The following is a 17,603-nucleotide window of genomic DNA, read 5'->3' as shown; positions in this document are numbered from 1 at the left end:
TCTCAACGGTTTTGTTCAGGGTTCCACTGGGCATATCGGTGGCCGCGCAGGAACTGCCACAGGCCGAGACTCATCCCGGCGAGGGTGACCAGCAGGAACGCGGCCAGACGAAACGGTTTGGGCAAGCGATGTTGCGAATCCAGCAGTCCGGCCAGCGCAATGGCGTAGCCGAACAGTTGGGCGATCAGGGCCAGTCGATAGAAACCGTGGTCATCCCACAGCCAGAAGTTGCTCAGCAGCAGCGGCAGCAGGAGGATCGGTGCCAGGCGCCGGATCAGTTTGTGGCTGATCAGCGCCAGCGAATACAGGCCATGTTTGAGCGGGTTGAGCAGCTCACTGCGCTGGGCGAGGCTTTGCAGGCCACCGACGGTGACGCGTTGACGGCGGCGGAACTGTTTGTCCGCTTCGTCGACACCGTGGTCGATCACTTGCGCCTCGGGCACGTACACAATGCGCTTGAAGGCCACCGGTGCACAGGTGCTGAGAAAGAAGTCGTCGTTGACCTCCGCCGGCACGCTCTGGAACAGCTCGCGGCGCAGGGCGAGCAGGGCGCCGTCGGCCGAGACCATGCAGCCGGTGCGGTTCTCCACCCGACGCAGCCAGCCCTCGTAATGCCGGTACAGACTGTCGCCGACGCTGAGGCCGCCGCCGGTCACCGGAATCACCATGTGCCCGGCGCAGGCGCCGACATTCGGGTCACTCAGCGGCGCCAGCAGATAGCCGAGGGTTTCCCGCGACCACTGATTGTCGGCGTCGGTGAACACCAGAATATCGCCAGTCGCCAGGGCTACGCCGGCATTCAGCGTCGCGGCTTTACCCTGGCGCGGCAGGTCGAGGACAGTGATTCGCGAATCAACCACTTTGTGCGCGCAAGCCACGGTGTCGTCGGTCGAGCCATCGCTGGCGAGAATGATCTGCAGCGTGGCCGGCTGGTAGTCCTGCGCCAGCAGCGTGCGCAACTTGTGCTCGATGTGCCGCGCCTCATTGTGCGCGGCAATCACGATGCTGATGTTCAGCGGCGGCGCCGGGCTGTGACGCCAGGCCGGGAACAGCGGCGCCAGTACAGTCAGCAGCAGCGGGTAGCCAAGGTAGGCGTACACCGGCAGCAACAGGCACATCCAGAAAATGAATTCAGCCACGGGCAGGCCTCCTGGCGTTCCAATGACACAGACTGAGAATGAACGCGGCGCCCGCCAGGTGCAGACGCACCCAGTGCAGGCCCCACAGTTGCACGGTCAGGCCGATGTCGTGGTGTTTGATACTCTGCCGCACGCTTAGCACCAGCCCCGGCAGGAGGGTCAACGCGACCATGAACGCGGCGTGATGCGGGAAGCCGTCGAGCAACGCTGAAATCGCCAGAAAGTCGAGGATCCACACCGCAATCGACAGCAGCGGAAAGCGCAACAGACGCAGGCTGAAACCGTGAGTGCGCAGCAGTTGCAGATGACTGCCCTGACGCCACATTTCCTTGCCCATCCACTCGCGCCAGTTCATCTCGTAGCCCCAATGCAGGGCCACGCTGCTGTTCACCGACAGCAGCCGCGCGCCCTGTTCGTGCAGGCGCAGGGTGAACTCCTTGTCCTCGCCGGTGCGCAGGTGTTCGTTGAAGCCGCCAACCTTGTCGAACCAGCACCGGCGCATCAGCAGGTTGGAACTGGGCAGCCAGTCCACCGGGTGCGAGCTCTGGCTGGACGGGCGCAGCGTGCGCCGTTGCCAGGCGGCGGCGTACCACGGCGCAGTGGCGGGGGTATGCAGGTCGAGACCGAACACTTCGGCTTGACCCTCGGCTTGCAGTTCGAACAAGGGCTTGAGCCAGTCTTCGGGCATTTCGACGTCGGCATCAATGAACGCGATCCACTCGCCGCTTGCCAGCACGGCACCGCGATTGCGCAGTGCACCGATCAGCAGGCCCGGCAGCACCAGCACCTGCGCGCCGAACTGACGGGCGATGTGCGGACCGTCGTCGCTCGAACCGTTGTCGACCACAATCAACTCGCACTCGACATCGGCCGCATGTGCGGCTTTTTGCGCCGCCAGCAGCGTACGGCCGATGTGCCGGGCCTCGTTGTACATCGGGATGATGATGCTGATCCGGCTCATGTTCTGGCCTCGGTCAGTGGCGCCTGTTCGGCCTTGAGGCGCAGGACGCTGGTCAGCGCGAGCATGATCCACACGTACTTCTGGTTCGGTGCGCTGAGGAACATCAGGAACAGGGTCAGCGACAGAAAGCTCACCCCGAGGTGAGTCATCAGGTCCGCCTGCTGCCAATCGCGCCGCAGCATCCACGCGGCGCGGGCGCGGATCAGGTTGTACAGGCCCAGGCCGAGCATGCCGACAAACAGCAGGCCGGCGGGAATCCCCAGTTCACTGAAAATTTCCAGATAAGTGTTGTGGGCACGGCGGTACAGGTCGCCGATCTTGCGGTTGGCGGAAAACGCTTTGGCGTAGCCGGTGGTCGCGTAGTGCAGCGGGAAGGTGCCGGGACCGGAGCCGAGCAGCGGGTTCTCGCGGATCATCTGCCCGCCGACCACGATGTACGAGGCACGGCGGCCGAGGGATTCGTCGTCGTGGCCCTTGGCCCCGGCGCTCAACACGCTCAGGGACTGAATGCGCGCGAGGTAACCGGCGGGCATGGCGTAGATCGCCAGCGGAATCACGATGGCTGCGCCGAGCATGGCGAATCCCAGGTGCCGTGGGCGAATGCGGGTCAGTTGCGCGCGGTAGTGCCAGCAGCCGATCAGCAGACTCAACGCCACCACCACCAGCCCGGAGCGCGATTCGGTCTTGGTCATGCCGCCGAGCAGCAACAGGCAGCAAGCGCCCCAGAACAGCCGATGCAACAGATTCGGCCCGCGAATCACCAGCAGCAGCGCCAGCGGAATGGCGAAGGCGATCAGCAGGGCGAAGGCGTTGGGGTCTTCCAGCAGACCGGCAGCGCGGCCCTGATCCTGGAATTTGACTGAAAACATCGCCATGGCACAGGTGGCGCTGACACTCAGGGTCACCAGTCGGGCGAACAGGTCGAGGTTCAGTTCACGGCCGATCAGCAGGGTGATGACAAACAGGATCAGCCCGACGCTGAGTTCGCGCAGATGCCCCAGCGACATGCCCAGGTCATCGGTGTTGAACAGGCTGAGGAAATACAGCGCCAGAAACCACAGCAGAAACCGCCAGATATTGCTGCGCAGGCGCTCGGAAGGAATCTGATGCATGGCCAGTTGCAGCATCAGGATCACTGCCAGCGAAGCGCCGATCAGTTTGCTCCCGGACAGCGCGCTGTCCTTGAAGAAACCTTCGAACGGCACCAGCGCGGCAATGCCCAGCAGACCCCAGGCCGGCTTGCGATACAACACTGTGAAACCCACCAGGCCAATGACCGCGCCGGGTGCGAGAAATGGATAAGGGCTGGCGAGCAAACCGATGCACACCAGACCGAGCAGCGTGACGATCGAGAGCGGGAAAATCATGCGCGTGCCTCCCGTGCCGTGCGGATGTACAGCTGCGACCAGCGTTCGGCCAGGGCCTTGAGGTCGTAGCGATCCTGTTGCGTACGCTTTGCGTTGTCGCACAAATGCCGGGCCAGCTTCGGCTCGCTCAACAGGTTGTCGAGCTGACGGGCGAGGTCGGCGCTGTCGGCGGGTGTCGCCAGCAGACCGTTATGCCGGTGCTCGAGCACATCGGGAATGCCGCCGACGGCGAACGCCACCACCGGCACGCCGCTCTGCATCGCTTCGAGCAGAATCATCGGCGTGCCTTCGGTGCGCGAGCTGATCACCAGCGCATCCAGGCGCTGCCACCACGTTTGCATGGCGGTCTGGTAGCCGGGCAGACGAATCCGTTGCTGCAAACCTGCGGCGTCGATCCGCGCCTGCAGCGCCTCGCGTTCCGGGCCGTCGCCGAGCATCACCGCGTCCAGTTGCGGATGCTGGTGACACAGCGGAATCAGCGCATCGAGAAACAGGTCCGGACCTTTCTCGCTGCTCAGGCGCCCGACGTAACCGGCGAGCCAGCGCTGGCGGTCAACGGTGCTGACCAGCGCGTCGGCGGCGGGCAATCCGTTGGGGATCACCTGGAGTTTTTCCGCCTGCACGCTGGCCTGACGGTGCAGCACGGCAATGCTCTCGGCCACGCACACCACCCGATCCACCGACGCCGTGCGGCACAACTGCAGGCTCAGCCAGGTGTAGAACTTCTGCTTGCGGCTGCGCGGGGTGAAGCCGTGTTGGGTGATGACCAGCGGCAAACGCAACAGCGTCGCACCGACCCAGCCGAACAACAGCCCCTTGAAGTTGTGCGTATTGATCAGCGGCCGTTCGCTGCGCCGCGCCCGTAGGTGGCGCAACAACTCGCCGAGCCCGGCACAACCACGACAGTCCACCCCGGCCTCGCGAAAGCGCGCGATCAATGCCGGTGGCGCATCGAGAAACAGCACCTGGTGCTGCCCCGGTGTCGCCAGGCAGTGATCGAGCAACATGCGCTCGGCCCCATAGAAGCCGCCGCTGCTGAGCAAGTGAATGATCGGCAGCGCGGCGTTCGGGGTGGACAGCGTGTTCAATTGCGCACCCAGTGCACGAAGCTTGGCACGGTCCAGTTCTTGTGCGGATTGCTCGGCAGCACGTTCTCGTCGTTGATCACCAGCAACACCGGCAGGCCCAGTTCGTGGGTGATCTGCGCCGGGTGTTTGAAACGGTGATCGAAGAACTCACGCACATAGACCAGGGCAATCGCCAGCAGCAGACCGGTGAACAGCCCGAACGGAATGATCAGCAGCGGTTTGGGGAACGCCGGCTCGGTCGGCTCGAACGGCGGGCTGAGCACCTTGGCGTTCGACAGGTCGTCGTTGAGCGAACCGGCGGTGCTGCTTTCGGCAAAGCGTTGCGCGTAGGTCGAGAACGCCGTGTGCAGCGCGTCGATTTCCGTGTCCATCTGCCGCAGCTTGCTCTGGGTCTGCTGCAAGGTGTGGATGCGGTTCTTGAACTCGGCGATGCGCGCGGTTTTCTGATTGATCACCTGTTGCACCACGGCCAGGTCGTTGGTGCGTTCCTGAATGCGGTTGCTCACCACTTTGAGGAACTGCTGGCGGGTACGGGCTATCTGCTCGCGGGTCAGCAGCATCGGCTCGCTGCCGGGCTGGAACACCGCGAGGTCATTCATGTAGCGGCTGACCTGAGTGGTCAGTTGCTCGCCCAACTGTTTGATTTCCCGATCCTCGAACGCCACGTTATCGACGGTGGTGGTGAAGGTGAAGGGGAAGGTGTAGTCGTTGAGCTTGTTGCTGCTGGCGGCCGTCAGCGCGGTTTTCAGGTATTCGAGCCAGCGCTGGCTCTGTAGCAGACGATCCTGGTACAGGTTCAGGGCTTGCTCTTCGGTGTTGATCGCGTTCAGGCGGAAGGTGATTTCTTCCTTCGGATCGGACGATGCAACACTTTCCAGCAGCGCTTGCCGATTACCTTCCAGCCCGTCGAGACGCACCTGATACAGGTGCTTCTTGGTTTCGTAGAAGGATTGCGGCAGGTCGATCGATTGCAGCGCCTGACGGCTGCCCAGATAGTTCTGCAGCAGGGTGGCGACGAACGTCGTGCCCTGATGCGGATCGGGGAAGCTGTAGACGATCGAAATCACGTTGGAGCCTGGGAGGGTCTCGATTTTCAGGCTGTTGATCGCATCTTGCGTCAGGCCGTCGAGCACGGTGTCACGTACCGGATCGGTTTGCAGCCCGAGCATGTTGCGCAGCGGGTTGATCAGGTACTGCCGCAGCGGCGACGTGACATAGCGGCGGAACGGTTCGCTCACCAGTTTGGCGAACACGCCCACCGGCGGGTTGTACTCGCCCTTGTCGCGCAGCTCGCTGATGGTCTGGCGGATCAGCGCCGGGGACCGCAGGATGTTGCTTTCGGTTTCCATGTCCGCCAGCGACGGCGGAATGAAGGTGGCGTTATCGACCGTCAGTGACGTGGTGGCGTCACCCTGGGAGAGTTTTTTCGACTGCACGATCACCTGAGCGGTGATATCGAAGCTCTGTTTGAGCACCAACGGCAGCAGCAACGCGATGACTGCAAAGATCAGGAAGACCCGTTTCACCAATTGCTTGTTGGCGAAGAAGATCCTGAAGAACTCATGCAGGTAGTTTTCCTTTGGATTCATGATCGGTCACCTGAGAGTCAGTTGTTGTTACTGTCTTTGTTGTCGACGCGGTAGCCGAAGCTGAAGCCCACGCCCTGGAACAGCACCACGTCCGCCAGTTGCCGGGCCAGATCGCCGGCACTCGCCAGTTTGGTTTTCGGCACGAACAGCATGTCGTCCGGTTGCAGATAGGCGATCTGCGACGCATCGCCCGACAGGGCTTTTTCCACGTCGTAGTGCACGGCCTGCACCTGGTTGCCGTTGCGCCGCATGATCACCACCGAGTCGAGGCGCGCCTTGACATTGGTGCCGCGCGCCAGGGTCAGCGCTTCAAGCACCGACACTGGACGGCGGATCGGGTAGGAACCCGGTTGGCCGACTTCGCCGAGCACGTAGATCTCGTTGCCGGCGGTGGACTTGAGCATCACATCGACGCTCATCCGCCCCGGCAATTGCGCGTACTTCTGGTTGAGGAAAGTTTCCAGTTGGTTGATGGTCATGCCTTGCAGCGGCACCGCGCCGATTTCCGGAAAACTCGCATAACCGTCATTGCCCACGGTGATCTCGCGGCTCATGCCGGTGGCCGGGTGATTCAGTGCGCTTTTCAGGTTCTGCTCATTGGTCAGCGGGCTGATGACCTGCACCGTCAACTGATTGCGGTTGGGCTGGAACAGCTGTTTGCGCTGGTAGGCACGCTGGATTTCATCGCGCGCCTCATCGGCGGTCAGGCCGGCGATTTTCACCGAGGTGTTGGCGCCGGGCAGGTTGATGGTGCCGTCGGGCAGCACCAACTGGTTGCCATTGAGCTGGCTGGCGGCGGTGAAGTTCAGGCCGATCTGGTCACCCGACTGCACGCGGTAGGCGTCCGAGCCGCTGGTGCTGATGTGGAAGATCACATCCAGCACGTCTTGCGGGCGCAAGGTCTGCTCGATCTTCGGCATGTCGGTGGCCTGGGCGTTGGCCGGGGTGGCGGTGAGAATGTTCACCGGCATGTTCTGGGTTTCGGAATTGCTCGAGCAGCCTGCAAGCGGCAGCATCAGCAGAACCAGTATCTTGGCGTTCATGGCGTCATCCTTCGCGTTTGCTTACAGGTTTTTGTAGAGCCACTTGGGCATGTAGTACTTGCGCCGGTTGAACACGCTGCCGACCACTTTTGCCCCGGCCTGGGTCAGGCGTTGCACGGCGGCCTGGGCAACTTCCCAGCGGGTGTCTTCGGCGCGCACCACAAACACCACGCCATCGACCTGAGTGGCGAGCACCAGCGTGTCGGCGGCGGAATACACCGCGTCACCGTCGATCACCACGAAGCGGTACTGGGTGCCCAGGCGGTCGAGCAGCGGGCTCAGGCGCTCGGCGGTCAGGTGTTCGAGGGTGCGGATCGGCCGGCCATTGGGCAGCACATGAAAAGGCAGGCTCGACACCTGCACCACGCAGTCCTGCAACAGCGGCGGGTTGTCCGGGTTGAACAGCAGGTCGCGCAGCCCACGCTCCTTGCCCAGGTTCAATTGCTGCGTGAGGCTGCCCGCCGACTGGCTGGCATCGACCAGCAACACCTGGCCGCTGCTCATCTGCGCCAGTTGGCTGGCCAGTGCCAGGGCACTGGTGGTGGTGCCTGCGCCGGGGTTGGCGGCGGTCAGGAACAGGATCCGCAGATCGAGATCCAGCACGGTCGAAATCAGGTTCGATTCGCTGGGGTTGGCAATGCTCAGGCTTTTGTTGGTTGAACCGTCCATTAGCTTGCTCCGTGGCCGCTGAATACTTTGAAGGGGGTTTTCAACAAGATCTTCAGATCAAGCAAAAGGCTTTGCTCGGCGATATAGCTGAGGTCCAACTCAACGCGCTGGTCGAAGTCGATGTTGCTGCGCCCGGAGATCTGCCACAGGCCGGTCATGCCGGGGTAGATGCTCAGGCGCGCAAGGTGGTTGTCCTTGTAGCGGTAGGCGTTGAACGAGGTCGGCCGCGGGCCGACCAGGCGCATGTCACCGCTGACCACGTTGAACAGGTTGGGCAGTTCGTCGAGGCTGGTACGCCGCAGAAAACCGCCGATGCCGGTGATGCGTGGATCCTTGTCGATCTTGAAATCGATGGCGTCGATCCCATGCTTGTTGAGGTGGCGCAGCGATTCCTTGAGTTCTTCGGCGTTGCAGACCATGGTGCGGAACTTGTACATACCGAAGGTGCGGCCGCGATAACCGGTGCGTTTCTGCACGAACATCACCGGGCCCGGGCTGGTGAATTTGATGGCCAGCGCCAGGCCCAGCAGCAGCGGCGAAAACACCACCAGAATCAGCAGCGCACCGAAGCAGGCCAATACCCGGTTGGTGCGTGACAGCGTCCATGGCCGGCCGCCGTCGCGGCCGGTCAGCCAGCCACGGCCCTGCCGGTGGATGGCGGAATCGAGGCGCATTCGGTGCTCGGGATCCATGCGCTTGTCGCGGCGCATCTGATTGATCGGTACACCTTGTTCATGTCCAGTCATGGGGTCCTCCGCTGATGTTCAGCCGCGAGCGGCGCGTGGGCGATAGGCAGTGGGGTAGTAGTCGCGAAACCAGGCGATGAAACGCCCCAGTCCTTCATCCAGCTCGATCCGGGGCTGGAACCCGGTGGCCTGGGCCAGATCATCGGTCTCGGCACAGGTGTTGAGCACATCGCCCGGTTGCAGGGGCAAGAGCTCGACAATGGCTTTCTGGCCGAGGTGTTTTTCCATCAGCGCCAGATAGGTTTTCAGCTCCACCGGGTGGTGGCCGCCGATGTTGAACAGGCACCACGGCGCCATGCTGCTGCCCGCGTCGGGATGTTCACGATCCCACTCCGGGTGGCTGTGCGGCGGATGGTCGGTGAGGCGCGCGATGCTTTCGACGATGTCGTCTATATAAGTGAAATCGCGCTGGTGCTCGCCGTAGTTGAACAGCTTCAGCGGCGTGCCTTCGGTGATCGCCCGAGCGAACTGGATCGGCGACATGTCGGGCCGACCCCATGGCCCGTACACGGTGAAAAAGCGCAGACCGGTGCTGGGAATGCCGAACAGATGGCTGTAACTGTGGGCCATCAGCTCGTTGGCTTTTTTGGTCGCGGCGTACAGCGACAGCGGATGATTCACCCCGTCATGCACCGAGTACGGCGTGTGCTGGTTGGCGCCATACACCGAGCTCGACGAGGCGTAGATCAAGTGCTCCACCGGATGGTGCCGGCAGCCTTCGAGAATATTCAGGAAACCGCAGAGGTTACTGTCGAGGTAGGCCTTCGGATTTTCCAGCGAGTAGCGCACCCCGGCCTGCGCCGCGAGGTGGATCACCACTTGCGGTTGCTCGCGGACAAACAGCGCTTCAATCGCCGCGGCATCGGCCAGATCAATCCGCGCCAGCGGGAAATGCCCGACCTGATCGCGCACCCATTGCACCCGATCGTGTTTCAGCTGCGGGTCGTAATAGCCGTTGAAGTTATCCAGGCCGACCACCGCATGCCCGTCGCGCATCAGCCGCAACACGCAATGGGCGCCAATGAAGCCGGCTGCGCCGGTGACCAGGATTTTCATGGGCGCAGTCCTTCCGGAGCGATGTGGCGCAGGCCGATGCCGCTGTAATGCAGACCGGCGGCGGCCACGTGTTCCGGGTTGTAGAGGTTGCGACCGTCGACAATCACTTTCGAGCGCAGCTTGCTCGCCAGCAGCTCGAAATCCACTACGCGAAAATTCTTCCACTCGGTGCAGATCACCAGCGCATCGGCATCTTCCAGGGTGTCGTCGCGGGTGGCGCACAGGTGCAGGTCGTTGCGATAGCCGTACAGGCGCCGGCATTCGGACATGGCTTCCGGATCGTAGGCCTGCACGCTGGCGCCTTCGGCCCACAGCGCGTCCATCAGGTAGCGGCTGGGGGCTTCGCGCATGTCATCGGTATTGGGTTTGAACGCCAGGCCCCAAATCGCAATCGACTTGCCGGCCAGACCCTGCGGAAACTGCGCCTTGAGTTTGCCGAAGAGGATGTGCCGCTGGCTGTCGTTGACGTCGGTGACGCTGCGCAGCAGTTTCAGCGGCATGCCGTTGTGTTCGGCGGTATGCAGCAGGGCGCGCAGATCCTTAGGAAAGCATGAACCGCCGAAGCCGCAACCGGGATAGATGAAGTGGTAGCCGATGCGCGGGTCTGAGCCGATGCCTTTGCGCACCGCTTCGATGTCGGCGCCGAGCAGTTCGGTGAGGTTGGCCAGTTCGTTCATGAAGCTGATGCGCGTGGCGAGCATCGCGTTGGCCGCGTACTTGGTCAGCTCGGCGCTGCGGTTGTCCATGAACATCAGTTTTTCGTGGTTACGGCAGAACGGCGCGTACAGCTCGCTCATCTGTTCGCGGGCTTCGTCATCGCGGGTGCCGACGATGATCCGGTCCGGGCGCATGCAATCGGCGAGGGCGCTGCCTTCCTTGAGGAATTCGGGGTTGGACACCACGCGGACCTTGAGGGCGCTTTTGCCGCGACGCAGCAACTCTTCGCTGGCCTTGGCGGCGACCTGGTCCGCCGTGCCGACCGGCACCGTGGACTTGATGATCAGGGTGCGATCGGCCTCCATGTGCGAGGCGATCTCCCGAGCCACGTTCAGCACATGGGTCAGGTCGGCGGAACCGTCTTCATCGGCCGGCGTGCCCACGGCGATGAAAATCAGCTCGGCATGCTCCACCGCGTCGCTGGCCTGGGTGCTAAAGAGCAAGCGGCCGGCCTTGATGTTTTCTTCGAGGGTGCTGGAAAGACCTGGCTCACTAATAGGTGGCACGGCTTGTTGCAGTTGCTTGATCTTGTTGGGGTCAATATCGACACATAAAACCCGATGCCCTACATCTGCAAGTGCGGCGGCTTGAATTAATCCGACATAGCCGGTGCCAAATACGCTCACGTCCATCTGCGCACCCTCGATAGAGCGAAAAGAAGAAGTTCGGAAGAAGACTGTAAAAGGGGTATAGCGCAGGGTTTGGAAAGCGTGTCAGCAAAATGACATGTTGCACCTGTATAACACTTGAGCGCTTTTTGGCGATTGGCCATCAAGTCATTGCTGCGATTGGATTTGTTGTTTTTTTGCAGATTTGTTCAGATTTAAAATAAGCGATAAACGGTTGTAAGTCTTTAATTTAAAGGCTTCTAGCGTTTGGTGTGTGTCAGATTTGAGTCACCGGTTTTTTGACGCTTTCTAAAGAAAACAGTCAATTCTTGCGCTTTGATGGCTGGGTGCTAGTGTCAGGTTCTGACCGACAAACCTTTGACTCCCTGCCGTTTTGCACGAGCGGTATCGCCATGTTCAGATATGCCAAAGAAGTACTTTTAATTGTTTATTTGCTGCTTTATTCCGAATATTACGTTGATCGGTTAAATGCTATCGGCGTCGGTTTTGCTGTACTTCTTTTTGGCGCGATGTTTTTGGCGCTTACTTTAGCGTTATATCTAACGGCTTATATTCGTCAGGCTCTCATTCGCCACTTATTCGCAATAACACTGTTTGTCTCGGCGGTGTTTTTCGATGTCTATACCCGGGTCACCGCGGATTACCTGAGCTACAGCAGTTTTGTCTCGCTGGTGTACTCCGGCGGCTTCATTCAGGAGGCCGCCTACCAGTATCGCGACGCGATCATTCATGGCGCGCTCAGTGGTCTGCTGTTGCTGTTCGGCATCGGTCTGAAACCGCGCCATGCACTGGTGGTGCCCAACGCGTTGCGTGTGGCGGCGCCGGTGTGTGGTGTGCTGCTGTTGAGCGCGGTGTTGTTCCTGCGGGCGGGCGAGGGCGCGCGCGGTTTGCCGATCATGTACACGCCGCTGGCCTATCTGAACCTGTTCGCTTATGAAGCGCTGCACAACACGGTCGGCCCGCGCGAGCCGGTGACGCTGGCGCGCAACGCAGTGGCGGTCAATCACGACATCGTGCTGATCATCGATGAAAGCATCTCCGGCAATTACCTGGACATCAATGCGCCGTTCGGCGTGCACAGCAACCTGAATCAGGCGCATCCGGGCGTCGACATTTTCAACTACGGCTACGCCGCATCCATCGCCAATTGCAGCGCCGACACCAACGTCACGTTGCGCTACGGCGGCACCCGCGACGATTACATGCGCATCAACAGCACGCTGCCGTCGATCTGGCAGTACGCGAAAAAGGCCGGGTTGCGCACGGTGTACATCGACGCTCAGCGCACTGCCGGCAATCTGCAGAACCTGATGACCGACACCGAGAAAAAAGACATCGACGAGTTCGTCCAGTTTGACCAGACCAGCGTGCGTGACCGCGACATGGCCGCCGCCGCCAAGCTGATCGAGCTGCTCAACGATGATCAACCGGAGCTGGTGGTGATCAACAAGGTCGGCGCGCATTTCCCGGTGCACGACAAATACCCCGACGCCTTCATGACCTACCGTCCGACCTTGCCGCGCGGGCAATTCACCGAAGTCGCCGACACCGGCAAACGCGACGGTTTCAACGGCCAGCCGGATGACTGGGTGCTGTACCGCAGCGCCTACAAGAACACCGTGCTGTGGAATGTCGGCGAGTTCTTCGCCCGGGTATTTGCCCAGGCCAATTTGCACAATGCGCTGCTCATCTACACCTCCGATCACGGTCAGGACCTGCATGAACGCGGCAACCCCGGGCTCAATACCCACTGCGGCGGCGATCCGGTGGAGGAAGAAGGGCTGGTGCCACTGGTGGTGATTCAGGGCGATCAGCTGCACGGGCCGGACTGGGCGCAAGCGTTGCCGGCGAACAAGGATCGCTCCAGTCACTACAACATTTTTCCGACGCTGCTGCAGTTGATGGGTTATGACCTGGCTGGAGTCGAGGCGCTGTACGGCAAACCGTTGACGCTGCCGACGGCGGACGACTTCACCTTCAACTACCGCTTCAATGCGCGGCTGGGGGCCAAGCCTGAGTGGAAGCACATTGATCTGAAGACCATCGTCACACCGGGTGCGGCGGCGACCAGTGTGGCGACCGGGGAGTGAGATTTGTGCCGGTTTCACTGGCCTCATCGCTGGCAAGCCAGCGCCCACAGTGTTTTGGGGTGTACTCAGTATTTGTGGACAACCTCAATCCCTGTGGGAGCTGGCTTGCCAGCGATGGGGCCAGTTCAAACACCGCTGATCTGAAGATATTTCCTACGGTGTTTGATGGTGAGTCCAGTATTTGTGAGCAACCTCAATCTCTGTGGGAGCTGGCTTGCCAGCGATGAGACCAGTACGAACACCACTGATCCAATCAGGCCGCTATCCGCTATCCTTGCCCCACATTGACCCAACGGATGGCGGCATGCTTCAGGTTCAAGGCGTGTTCAAAAGTTACCTCACCCCCCAAGGTCCGCTCCCGGTGCTGCAAGGCGTCGACCTGACGCTCGAAGCCGGCAGCAGTCTGGCGCTGATGGGCGAATCCGGCAGCGGCAAAAGCACCTTGCTGCACCTGATTGCCGGCCTCGACAAGGTTGATCGCGGCAGCATCCACAGCGGCGAGCATCGGCTGGAGCAGATGAACGAAGCGCAACTGGCCGACTGGCGCCGCACGGAAATCGGTCTGGTGTTCCAGCAGTTCAACCTGATCGGCAGTCTGCGGGTCGAGGATAATCTGGCGTTTCAGGCCCGTCTGGCCGGGCGCCATGAACCGCGCTGGCAGGCGCATCTGGTGCAGCGTCTGGGGCTGGGCGATTTGCTCAAGCGTTATCCCGAGCAGTTGTCGGGCGGCCAGCAGCAGCGGGTGGCGCTGGCGCGGGCATTGGCGTCGCGGCCGAAACTGCTGCTGGCCGACGAACCCACCGGCAGCCTCGACGAAGCCACCAGTGATGAAGTGCTGCGCCTGTTGCTGGAGCTGCTCGACGACACCCCGACCACGCTGCTGATGGTCACGCACAGCCCACGCGTGGCGGCGCGATTGGCGCAACGGGTGGTGTTGTCCAACGGTCGCCTGACGTGAACGTGTTCTTGCAAACCCTGCGCGCGCTGCTCAGCCACTGGCGGCGGCATCCGGTGCAGTTTTTCAGTGTGCTGACCGGGTTGTGGCTGGCGACCAGTCTGCTGACCGGGGTCGAGGCGCTGAACAGTCAGGCCCGCGACAGTTACGCCCGGGCCAGTCAGATGATTGGTGGCGAACCCCAGGCCAGTCTGGCCACACCGAGCGGTGCGACCTTCAGTCAGCAGTGGTTTGTCGATCTGCGCCGCGCAGGCTGGCCGGTGTCGCCGCTGCTGCAGGGACGGCTGCTGCTCAAGGATCACCCGGACCAGCGCCTGCAACTGATGGGCATCGAACCGGTGTCGCTGCCCACGGACGCTGCGGTGGCCGGACAGGCTATGCCGATCGAGCGCATCGTCGCGTTCTTCTCGCCGCCGGGCAGCACCTGGATTTCACCGGAAACCCTGCACGCCCTTGGCTTGACCGAAGGCGCCACGCCGCAAACCGTCAACGGCCAGACACTGCCGCCCCTGCACGCGCAACAAGACATGGCGCCGGGCGTGTTGCTGGTGGACATCGGTGTCGCACAAACCGTGCTCGAACAGCCCGGGCAATTATCGCGCTTGTTACTGCCGAAGGATTTTCATGGCGAGCTGCCGGCCGCGTTCAATGGCCGGCTGCAGCTCAAAAGCAGCGCCGAGGAAAACAATCTGGCGCGCCTGACCGAGAGCTTTCACCTCAACCTGGATGCGTTGGGCTTTCTCTCGTTTCTGGTCGGGCTGTTCATCGTGCACGCGGCCATCGGTCTGGCGCTGGAACAGCGTCGTGGTCTGTTGCGCACGTTGCGTGCCTGCGGGGTCAGTGCGCGGATGCTGATCGGCTGTCTGATCGTCGAACTCGGTGTGCTGGCGTTGGTTGGCGGGGTATTCGGGGTCATCAGCGGTTACTGGCTGGCGAGCGTGTTGCTGCCGGATGTCGCCGCCAGCCTGCGCGGTCTGTACGGCGCGGAAGTGGCGGGGCAGTTGCGCCTGAGTCCTTGGTGGTGGTTCAGCGGTATCGGTTTGAGCCTGTTCGGCGCGTTGCTGGCCGGTGCCAACAGTCTGTTGCGTGCGGCACGTTTGCCGCTGTTGGCGGTGGCGGATCCGCAGGCCTGGCATCAGCAACATGCGCGCTGGTTGCGCCGTCAGGGTTGGCTGGCGGCGGTGTTGGGACTGATCGCGCTGCTGGCGTTGCTGTTCGGTGACAGCCTGAGCAGTGGTTTTGTGTTGATGGCCGGGTTGCTGCTCGGCGCCGCGCTGGCGTTGCCGGTGGTGCTCAGCGCAGTGCTCAATCCGTTGCTCGGGCGCAGTCGTTCGGTGCTCGGTCAGTGGTTTCTCGCCGATTGCCGCCAGCAACTGCCGGCACTCAGCCTGGCGCTGATGGCGTTGCTGCTGGCGCTGTCGGCCAATATCGGCGCGGGCAGCATGACCGCCGGTTTTCGCCAGACCTTCGACGACTGGCTCGAACAACGCCTCAGTGCCGAGCTGTACCTCAACCCGGTCAATCCGGCGCAATCGCGCGAGATGTACGCCTGGCTCAAACAACAACCGAACGTCAGCGCCGTGTTGCCCAACTGGCAAGTCGCGGTGACCCTGCAAGGCTGGCCGGCGGATGTCTTCGGGGTGATCGATCATCCGTATTACCGGCAGCACTGGCCGTTGCTCGAGGCGATTGCCGGAGATCCGTGGGCGCATCTGGCGAACGACGATTCAGTGATGCTCAGCGAACAACTGGCACGACGGCTGAAGGTGCGGGTGGGGAATCATTTGAACGTGCCGACACCGGGCGGGGCGTGGTCACCGCGGATCGTCGGGATCTACGCCGACTACGGCAATCCCAAGGGGCACGTGCTGGTCAACAGCAATCATCTGCTGCGGCTGTGGCCATCATTGACACCGAACCGTTTCAACTTGCGCATCGCGCCGCCGGACATCCCGCCGTTTTTGCGCGCACTGCAAACGCGCTTTCAGCTTGATGACAGCCGCATCGTCGATCAGGCGCGACTCAAGGGTTGGTCGGTGCAGGTTTTCGAGCGCACCTTCGCCGCCACCGCCGCGCTCAACAGCCTGACCCTGGCGGTGGCCGGTGTGGCGCTGTTCATCAGCCTGCTGACTCAGAGCCAGAGCCGCCTCGGGCAACTGGCGCCGCTGTGGGCCTTGGGCGTGACGCGCCGCCAGTTGATGCTGCTCAACCTTGGCCAGACGTGGCTGCTGGCGGTGTTGACGCTGGTGCTGGCGTTGCCGTTGGGGATCGCGTTGGCGTGGTGTCTGGACGCGGTGATCAATGTGCAGGCATTCGGCTGGCGTCTGCCGTTGCGGATTTTTCCGCTGCAACTGCTGCAGTTGCTCGGGCTGGCGTTGCTGGCGACGCTGTTGGCCTCGGCGTGGCCGCTGTATTCGTTGTACCGCACACAACCGGCGGATCTGCTGAGGACGTTTGCTCATGAGGATTAACCGGGTTGCGCTGCTGTTCGCGCTGCTGCTGTTGGCCGGTTGCGATCAGCCTGTGCCTGAGCAGAAGGGCTTCGCCGGGCTTGGCGATCAGGCTGCGCAGTTCACCGCTGTGGTGCCGGGGCGGGTATTCAGCTTTCCGGCGGATCACGGCGCGCATGACGGTTTTCGTATCGAGTGGTGGTACGTCACCGCCAATCTCAAGGACCGGCAGGGTCACGATTTCGGTGTGCAATGGACTCTGTTTCGCAGTGCGTTAAAGCCTGCGGCAGAGCAGCCGGGCTGGGGCAATCAGACGATCTGGCTCGGGCATGCCGCGGTGACGTCGGCCACCGCGCACCATGCCGCCGAGCGCTATGCCCGAGGCGGAGTGGGGCAGGCCGGGGTGAACGTCGCGCCGTTCGAGGCGTGGATCGATGATTGGCGCTTCGCCAGTCAGGCGCAGGATCCGCTGACCGATCTGCAACTCAGTGCCAGCGACAAAGCTTTCAGCTATCAACTGCACCTCACTTCCAGTCGGCCGCTGGTGTTGCAGGGTGACAAGGGCTTCAGCCGCAAATCCGAACAAGGCCAGGCTTCGTACTATTACAGTCAGCCTTTTTTTCAGGCCAGCGGCACCCTGCAAATTGACGGCCAGACCTACACCGTCAACGGCCCGGCGTGGCTGGATCGTGAATGGAGCAGTCAGCCGCTGGCGGCCAATCAGACCGGGTGGGACTGGTTTTCCCTGCACCTGGACAGTGGTGAGTCGCTGATGCTGTTCCGCACCCGGCAAACCGACGGCGCGCCGTATCTGACCGGCACCTGGATTAACGCCGACGGCCGGACCGAAACCCTGCACGGCGAGCAGATCAAACTCACCCCTCAGGACACCGCCAAAGTCGCAGGACGCAAGATGCCGGTGCGCTGGTCGATCAGCATTCCCGACAAACACCTCGACATCAGCCTCGACGCGCTCAATCCCGCCGCCTGGATGAACCTGCGCATCCCTTACTGGGAAGGGCCGGTGCGGATCAGCGGCAGCCATGGCGGGCGCGGCTATCTGGAAATGACCGGGTACTGACCGGCACCCCGCAACCAATCCCT

General features: G+C 62.1%; 14 protein-coding genes. 4 read left to right on the top strand and 10 right to left on the bottom strand.

Features of this window, described 5'->3' with window-relative positions:
- Window positions 1–2 precede the first annotated feature (2 nt).
- Genes ACM6I7_RS09640 through ACM6I7_RS09595 form a run of 10 tightly spaced genes read right to left on the bottom strand, consistent with a single transcriptional unit; the run spans window position 3 to window position 11,007 of the window.
- A complete protein-coding gene (locus tag ACM6I7_RS09640; RefSeq protein ID WP_134786786.1) occupies window positions 3–1,139 on the bottom strand; it encodes a glycosyltransferase family 2 protein in 1,137 nt (378 codons plus the stop codon).
- Window positions 1,132–2,100: a glycosyltransferase gene (locus ACM6I7_RS09635; protein ID WP_414888456.1), complete on the bottom strand. Its 969-nt coding sequence runs from the start codon at window positions 2,098–2,100 to the stop codon at window positions 1,132–1,134. Before ACM6I7_RS09635 ends, ACM6I7_RS09640 begins: the two co-directional genes overlap by 8 nt.
- The gene (locus ACM6I7_RS09630; RefSeq protein WP_414888455.1) at window positions 2,097–3,467 is read right to left on the bottom strand and encodes an O-antigen ligase family protein; all 1,371 of its coding nucleotides are present in this window, start codon (window positions 3,465–3,467) and stop codon (window positions 2,097–2,099) included. Before ACM6I7_RS09630 ends, ACM6I7_RS09635 begins: the two co-directional genes overlap by 4 nt.
- On the bottom strand, window positions 3,464–4,555 hold the full coding sequence (locus tag ACM6I7_RS09625; protein WP_027611606.1) for a glycosyltransferase family 4 protein: 1,092 nt from the start codon (window positions 4,553–4,555) through the stop codon (window positions 3,464–3,466). The genes ACM6I7_RS09630 and ACM6I7_RS09625 overlap by 4 nt, the downstream gene beginning before the upstream one ends.
- The gene (locus tag ACM6I7_RS09620; RefSeq protein WP_097088755.1) at window positions 4,552–6,144 is read right to left on the bottom strand and encodes a GumC family protein; all 1,593 of its coding nucleotides are present in this window, start codon (window positions 6,142–6,144) and stop codon (window positions 4,552–4,554) included. The genes ACM6I7_RS09625 and ACM6I7_RS09620 overlap by 4 nt, the downstream gene beginning before the upstream one ends.
- A 17-nt stretch (window positions 6,145–6,161) precedes the next feature.
- Complete coding sequence (locus tag ACM6I7_RS09615; protein ID WP_414888454.1) at window positions 6,162–7,187, bottom strand: polysaccharide biosynthesis/export family protein; 1,026 nt, start codon at window positions 7,185–7,187, stop codon at window positions 6,162–6,164.
- Window positions 7,188–7,208: 21 nt separating this feature from the next.
- Window positions 7,209–7,856 (bottom strand): CpsD/CapB family tyrosine-protein kinase, encoded by a 648-nt coding sequence (locus tag ACM6I7_RS09610; protein ID WP_041066276.1) that lies wholly within the window; start codon window positions 7,854–7,856, stop codon window positions 7,209–7,211.
- Entirely contained in the window at window positions 7,856–8,602 is a 747-nt protein-coding gene (locus ACM6I7_RS09605; protein ID WP_414888453.1) for a sugar transferase, read from the bottom strand. Before ACM6I7_RS09605 ends, ACM6I7_RS09610 begins: the two co-directional genes overlap by 1 nt.
- An 18-nt stretch (window positions 8,603–8,620) precedes the next feature.
- On the bottom strand, window positions 8,621–9,658 hold the full coding sequence (locus tag ACM6I7_RS09600) for an NAD-dependent epimerase (RefSeq protein ID WP_097088761.1): 1,038 nt from the start codon (window positions 9,656–9,658) through the stop codon (window positions 8,621–8,623).
- Window positions 9,655–11,007 carry a UDP-glucose dehydrogenase family protein gene (locus ACM6I7_RS09595; protein WP_096796216.1) on the bottom strand — a complete coding sequence of 451 codons (1,353 nt, stop codon included), beginning with the start codon at window positions 11,005–11,007 and terminating at the stop codon, window positions 9,655–9,657. Before ACM6I7_RS09595 ends, ACM6I7_RS09600 begins: the two co-directional genes overlap by 4 nt.
- Before the next feature lie 389 nt (window positions 11,008–11,396).
- Here ACM6I7_RS09595 and ACM6I7_RS09590 point away from each other — a divergent pair, with 389 nt between their 5' ends.
- From ACM6I7_RS09590 to ACM6I7_RS09575, 4 genes are all read left to right on the top strand, one after another.
- A complete protein-coding gene (locus ACM6I7_RS09590; protein ID WP_414888452.1) occupies window positions 11,397–13,094 on the top strand; it encodes a sulfatase-like hydrolase/transferase in 1,698 nt (565 codons plus the stop codon).
- 304 nt (window positions 13,095–13,398) lie between these two features.
- Window positions 13,399–14,052: an ABC transporter ATP-binding protein gene (locus tag ACM6I7_RS09585; RefSeq protein WP_027611612.1), complete on the top strand. Its 654-nt coding sequence runs from the start codon at window positions 13,399–13,401 to the stop codon at window positions 14,050–14,052.
- Entirely contained in the window at window positions 14,049–16,520 is a 2,472-nt protein-coding gene (locus ACM6I7_RS09580) for an ABC transporter permease (RefSeq protein WP_414888451.1), read from the top strand. Before ACM6I7_RS09585 ends, ACM6I7_RS09580 begins: the two co-directional genes overlap by 4 nt.
- Complete coding sequence (locus ACM6I7_RS09575) at window positions 16,510–17,580, top strand: lipocalin-like domain-containing protein (RefSeq protein ID WP_183780808.1); 1,071 nt, start codon at window positions 16,510–16,512, stop codon at window positions 17,578–17,580. The genes ACM6I7_RS09580 and ACM6I7_RS09575 overlap by 11 nt, the downstream gene beginning before the upstream one ends.
- Window positions 17,581–17,603: the final 23 nt, after the last annotated feature.

The organism is Pseudomonas sp. IT-93MI4 (genome assembly GCF_949767635.1).
Taxonomy (GTDB): domain Bacteria; phylum Pseudomonadota; class Gammaproteobacteria; order Pseudomonadales; family Pseudomonadaceae; genus Aquipseudomonas; species Aquipseudomonas putida_A.
The sequence above is the reverse complement of the archived record's forward strand: the minus strand, read 5'-3'. Positions and strand labels throughout refer to the sequence as shown.

Bases quoted from the DNA above. Each gene is read 5' to 3' on its own strand.
- ACM6I7_RS09635 (WP_414888456.1), bottom strand. From the start codon at position 2,100: ATGAGCCGGATCAGCATCATCATCCCGATGTACAACGAGGCCCGGCAC.
- ACM6I7_RS09630 (WP_414888455.1), bottom strand. From the start codon at position 3,467: ATGATTTTCCCGCTCTCGATCGTCACGCTGCTCGGTCTGGTGTGCATC.
- ACM6I7_RS09620 (WP_097088755.1), bottom strand. From the start codon at position 6,144: ATGAATCCAAAGGAAAACTACCTGCATGAGTTCTTCAGGATCTTCTTC.
- ACM6I7_RS09615 (WP_414888454.1), bottom strand. From the start codon at position 7,187: ATGAACGCCAAGATACTGGTTCTGCTGATGCTGCCGCTTGCAGGCTGC.
- ACM6I7_RS09610 (WP_041066276.1), bottom strand. From the start codon at position 7,856: ATGGACGGTTCAACCAACAAAAGCCTGAGCATTGCCAACCCCAGCGAA.
- ACM6I7_RS09605 (WP_414888453.1), bottom strand. From the start codon at position 8,602: ATGACTGGACATGAACAAGGTGTACCGATCAATCAGATGCGCCGCGAC.
- ACM6I7_RS09600 (WP_097088761.1), bottom strand. From the start codon at position 9,658: ATGAAAATCCTGGTCACCGGCGCAGCCGGCTTCATTGGCGCCCATTGC.
- ACM6I7_RS09595 (WP_096796216.1), bottom strand. From the start codon at position 11,007: ATGGACGTGAGCGTATTTGGCACCGGCTATGTCGGATTAATTCAAGCC.
- ACM6I7_RS09590 (WP_414888452.1), top strand. From the start codon at position 11,397: ATGTTCAGATATGCCAAAGAAGTACTTTTAATTGTTTATTTGCTGCTT.
- ACM6I7_RS09585 (WP_027611612.1), top strand. From the start codon at position 13,399: ATGCTTCAGGTTCAAGGCGTGTTCAAAAGTTACCTCACCCCCCAAGGT.
- ACM6I7_RS09575 (WP_183780808.1), top strand. From the start codon at position 16,510: ATGAGGATTAACCGGGTTGCGCTGCTGTTCGCGCTGCTGCTGTTGGCC.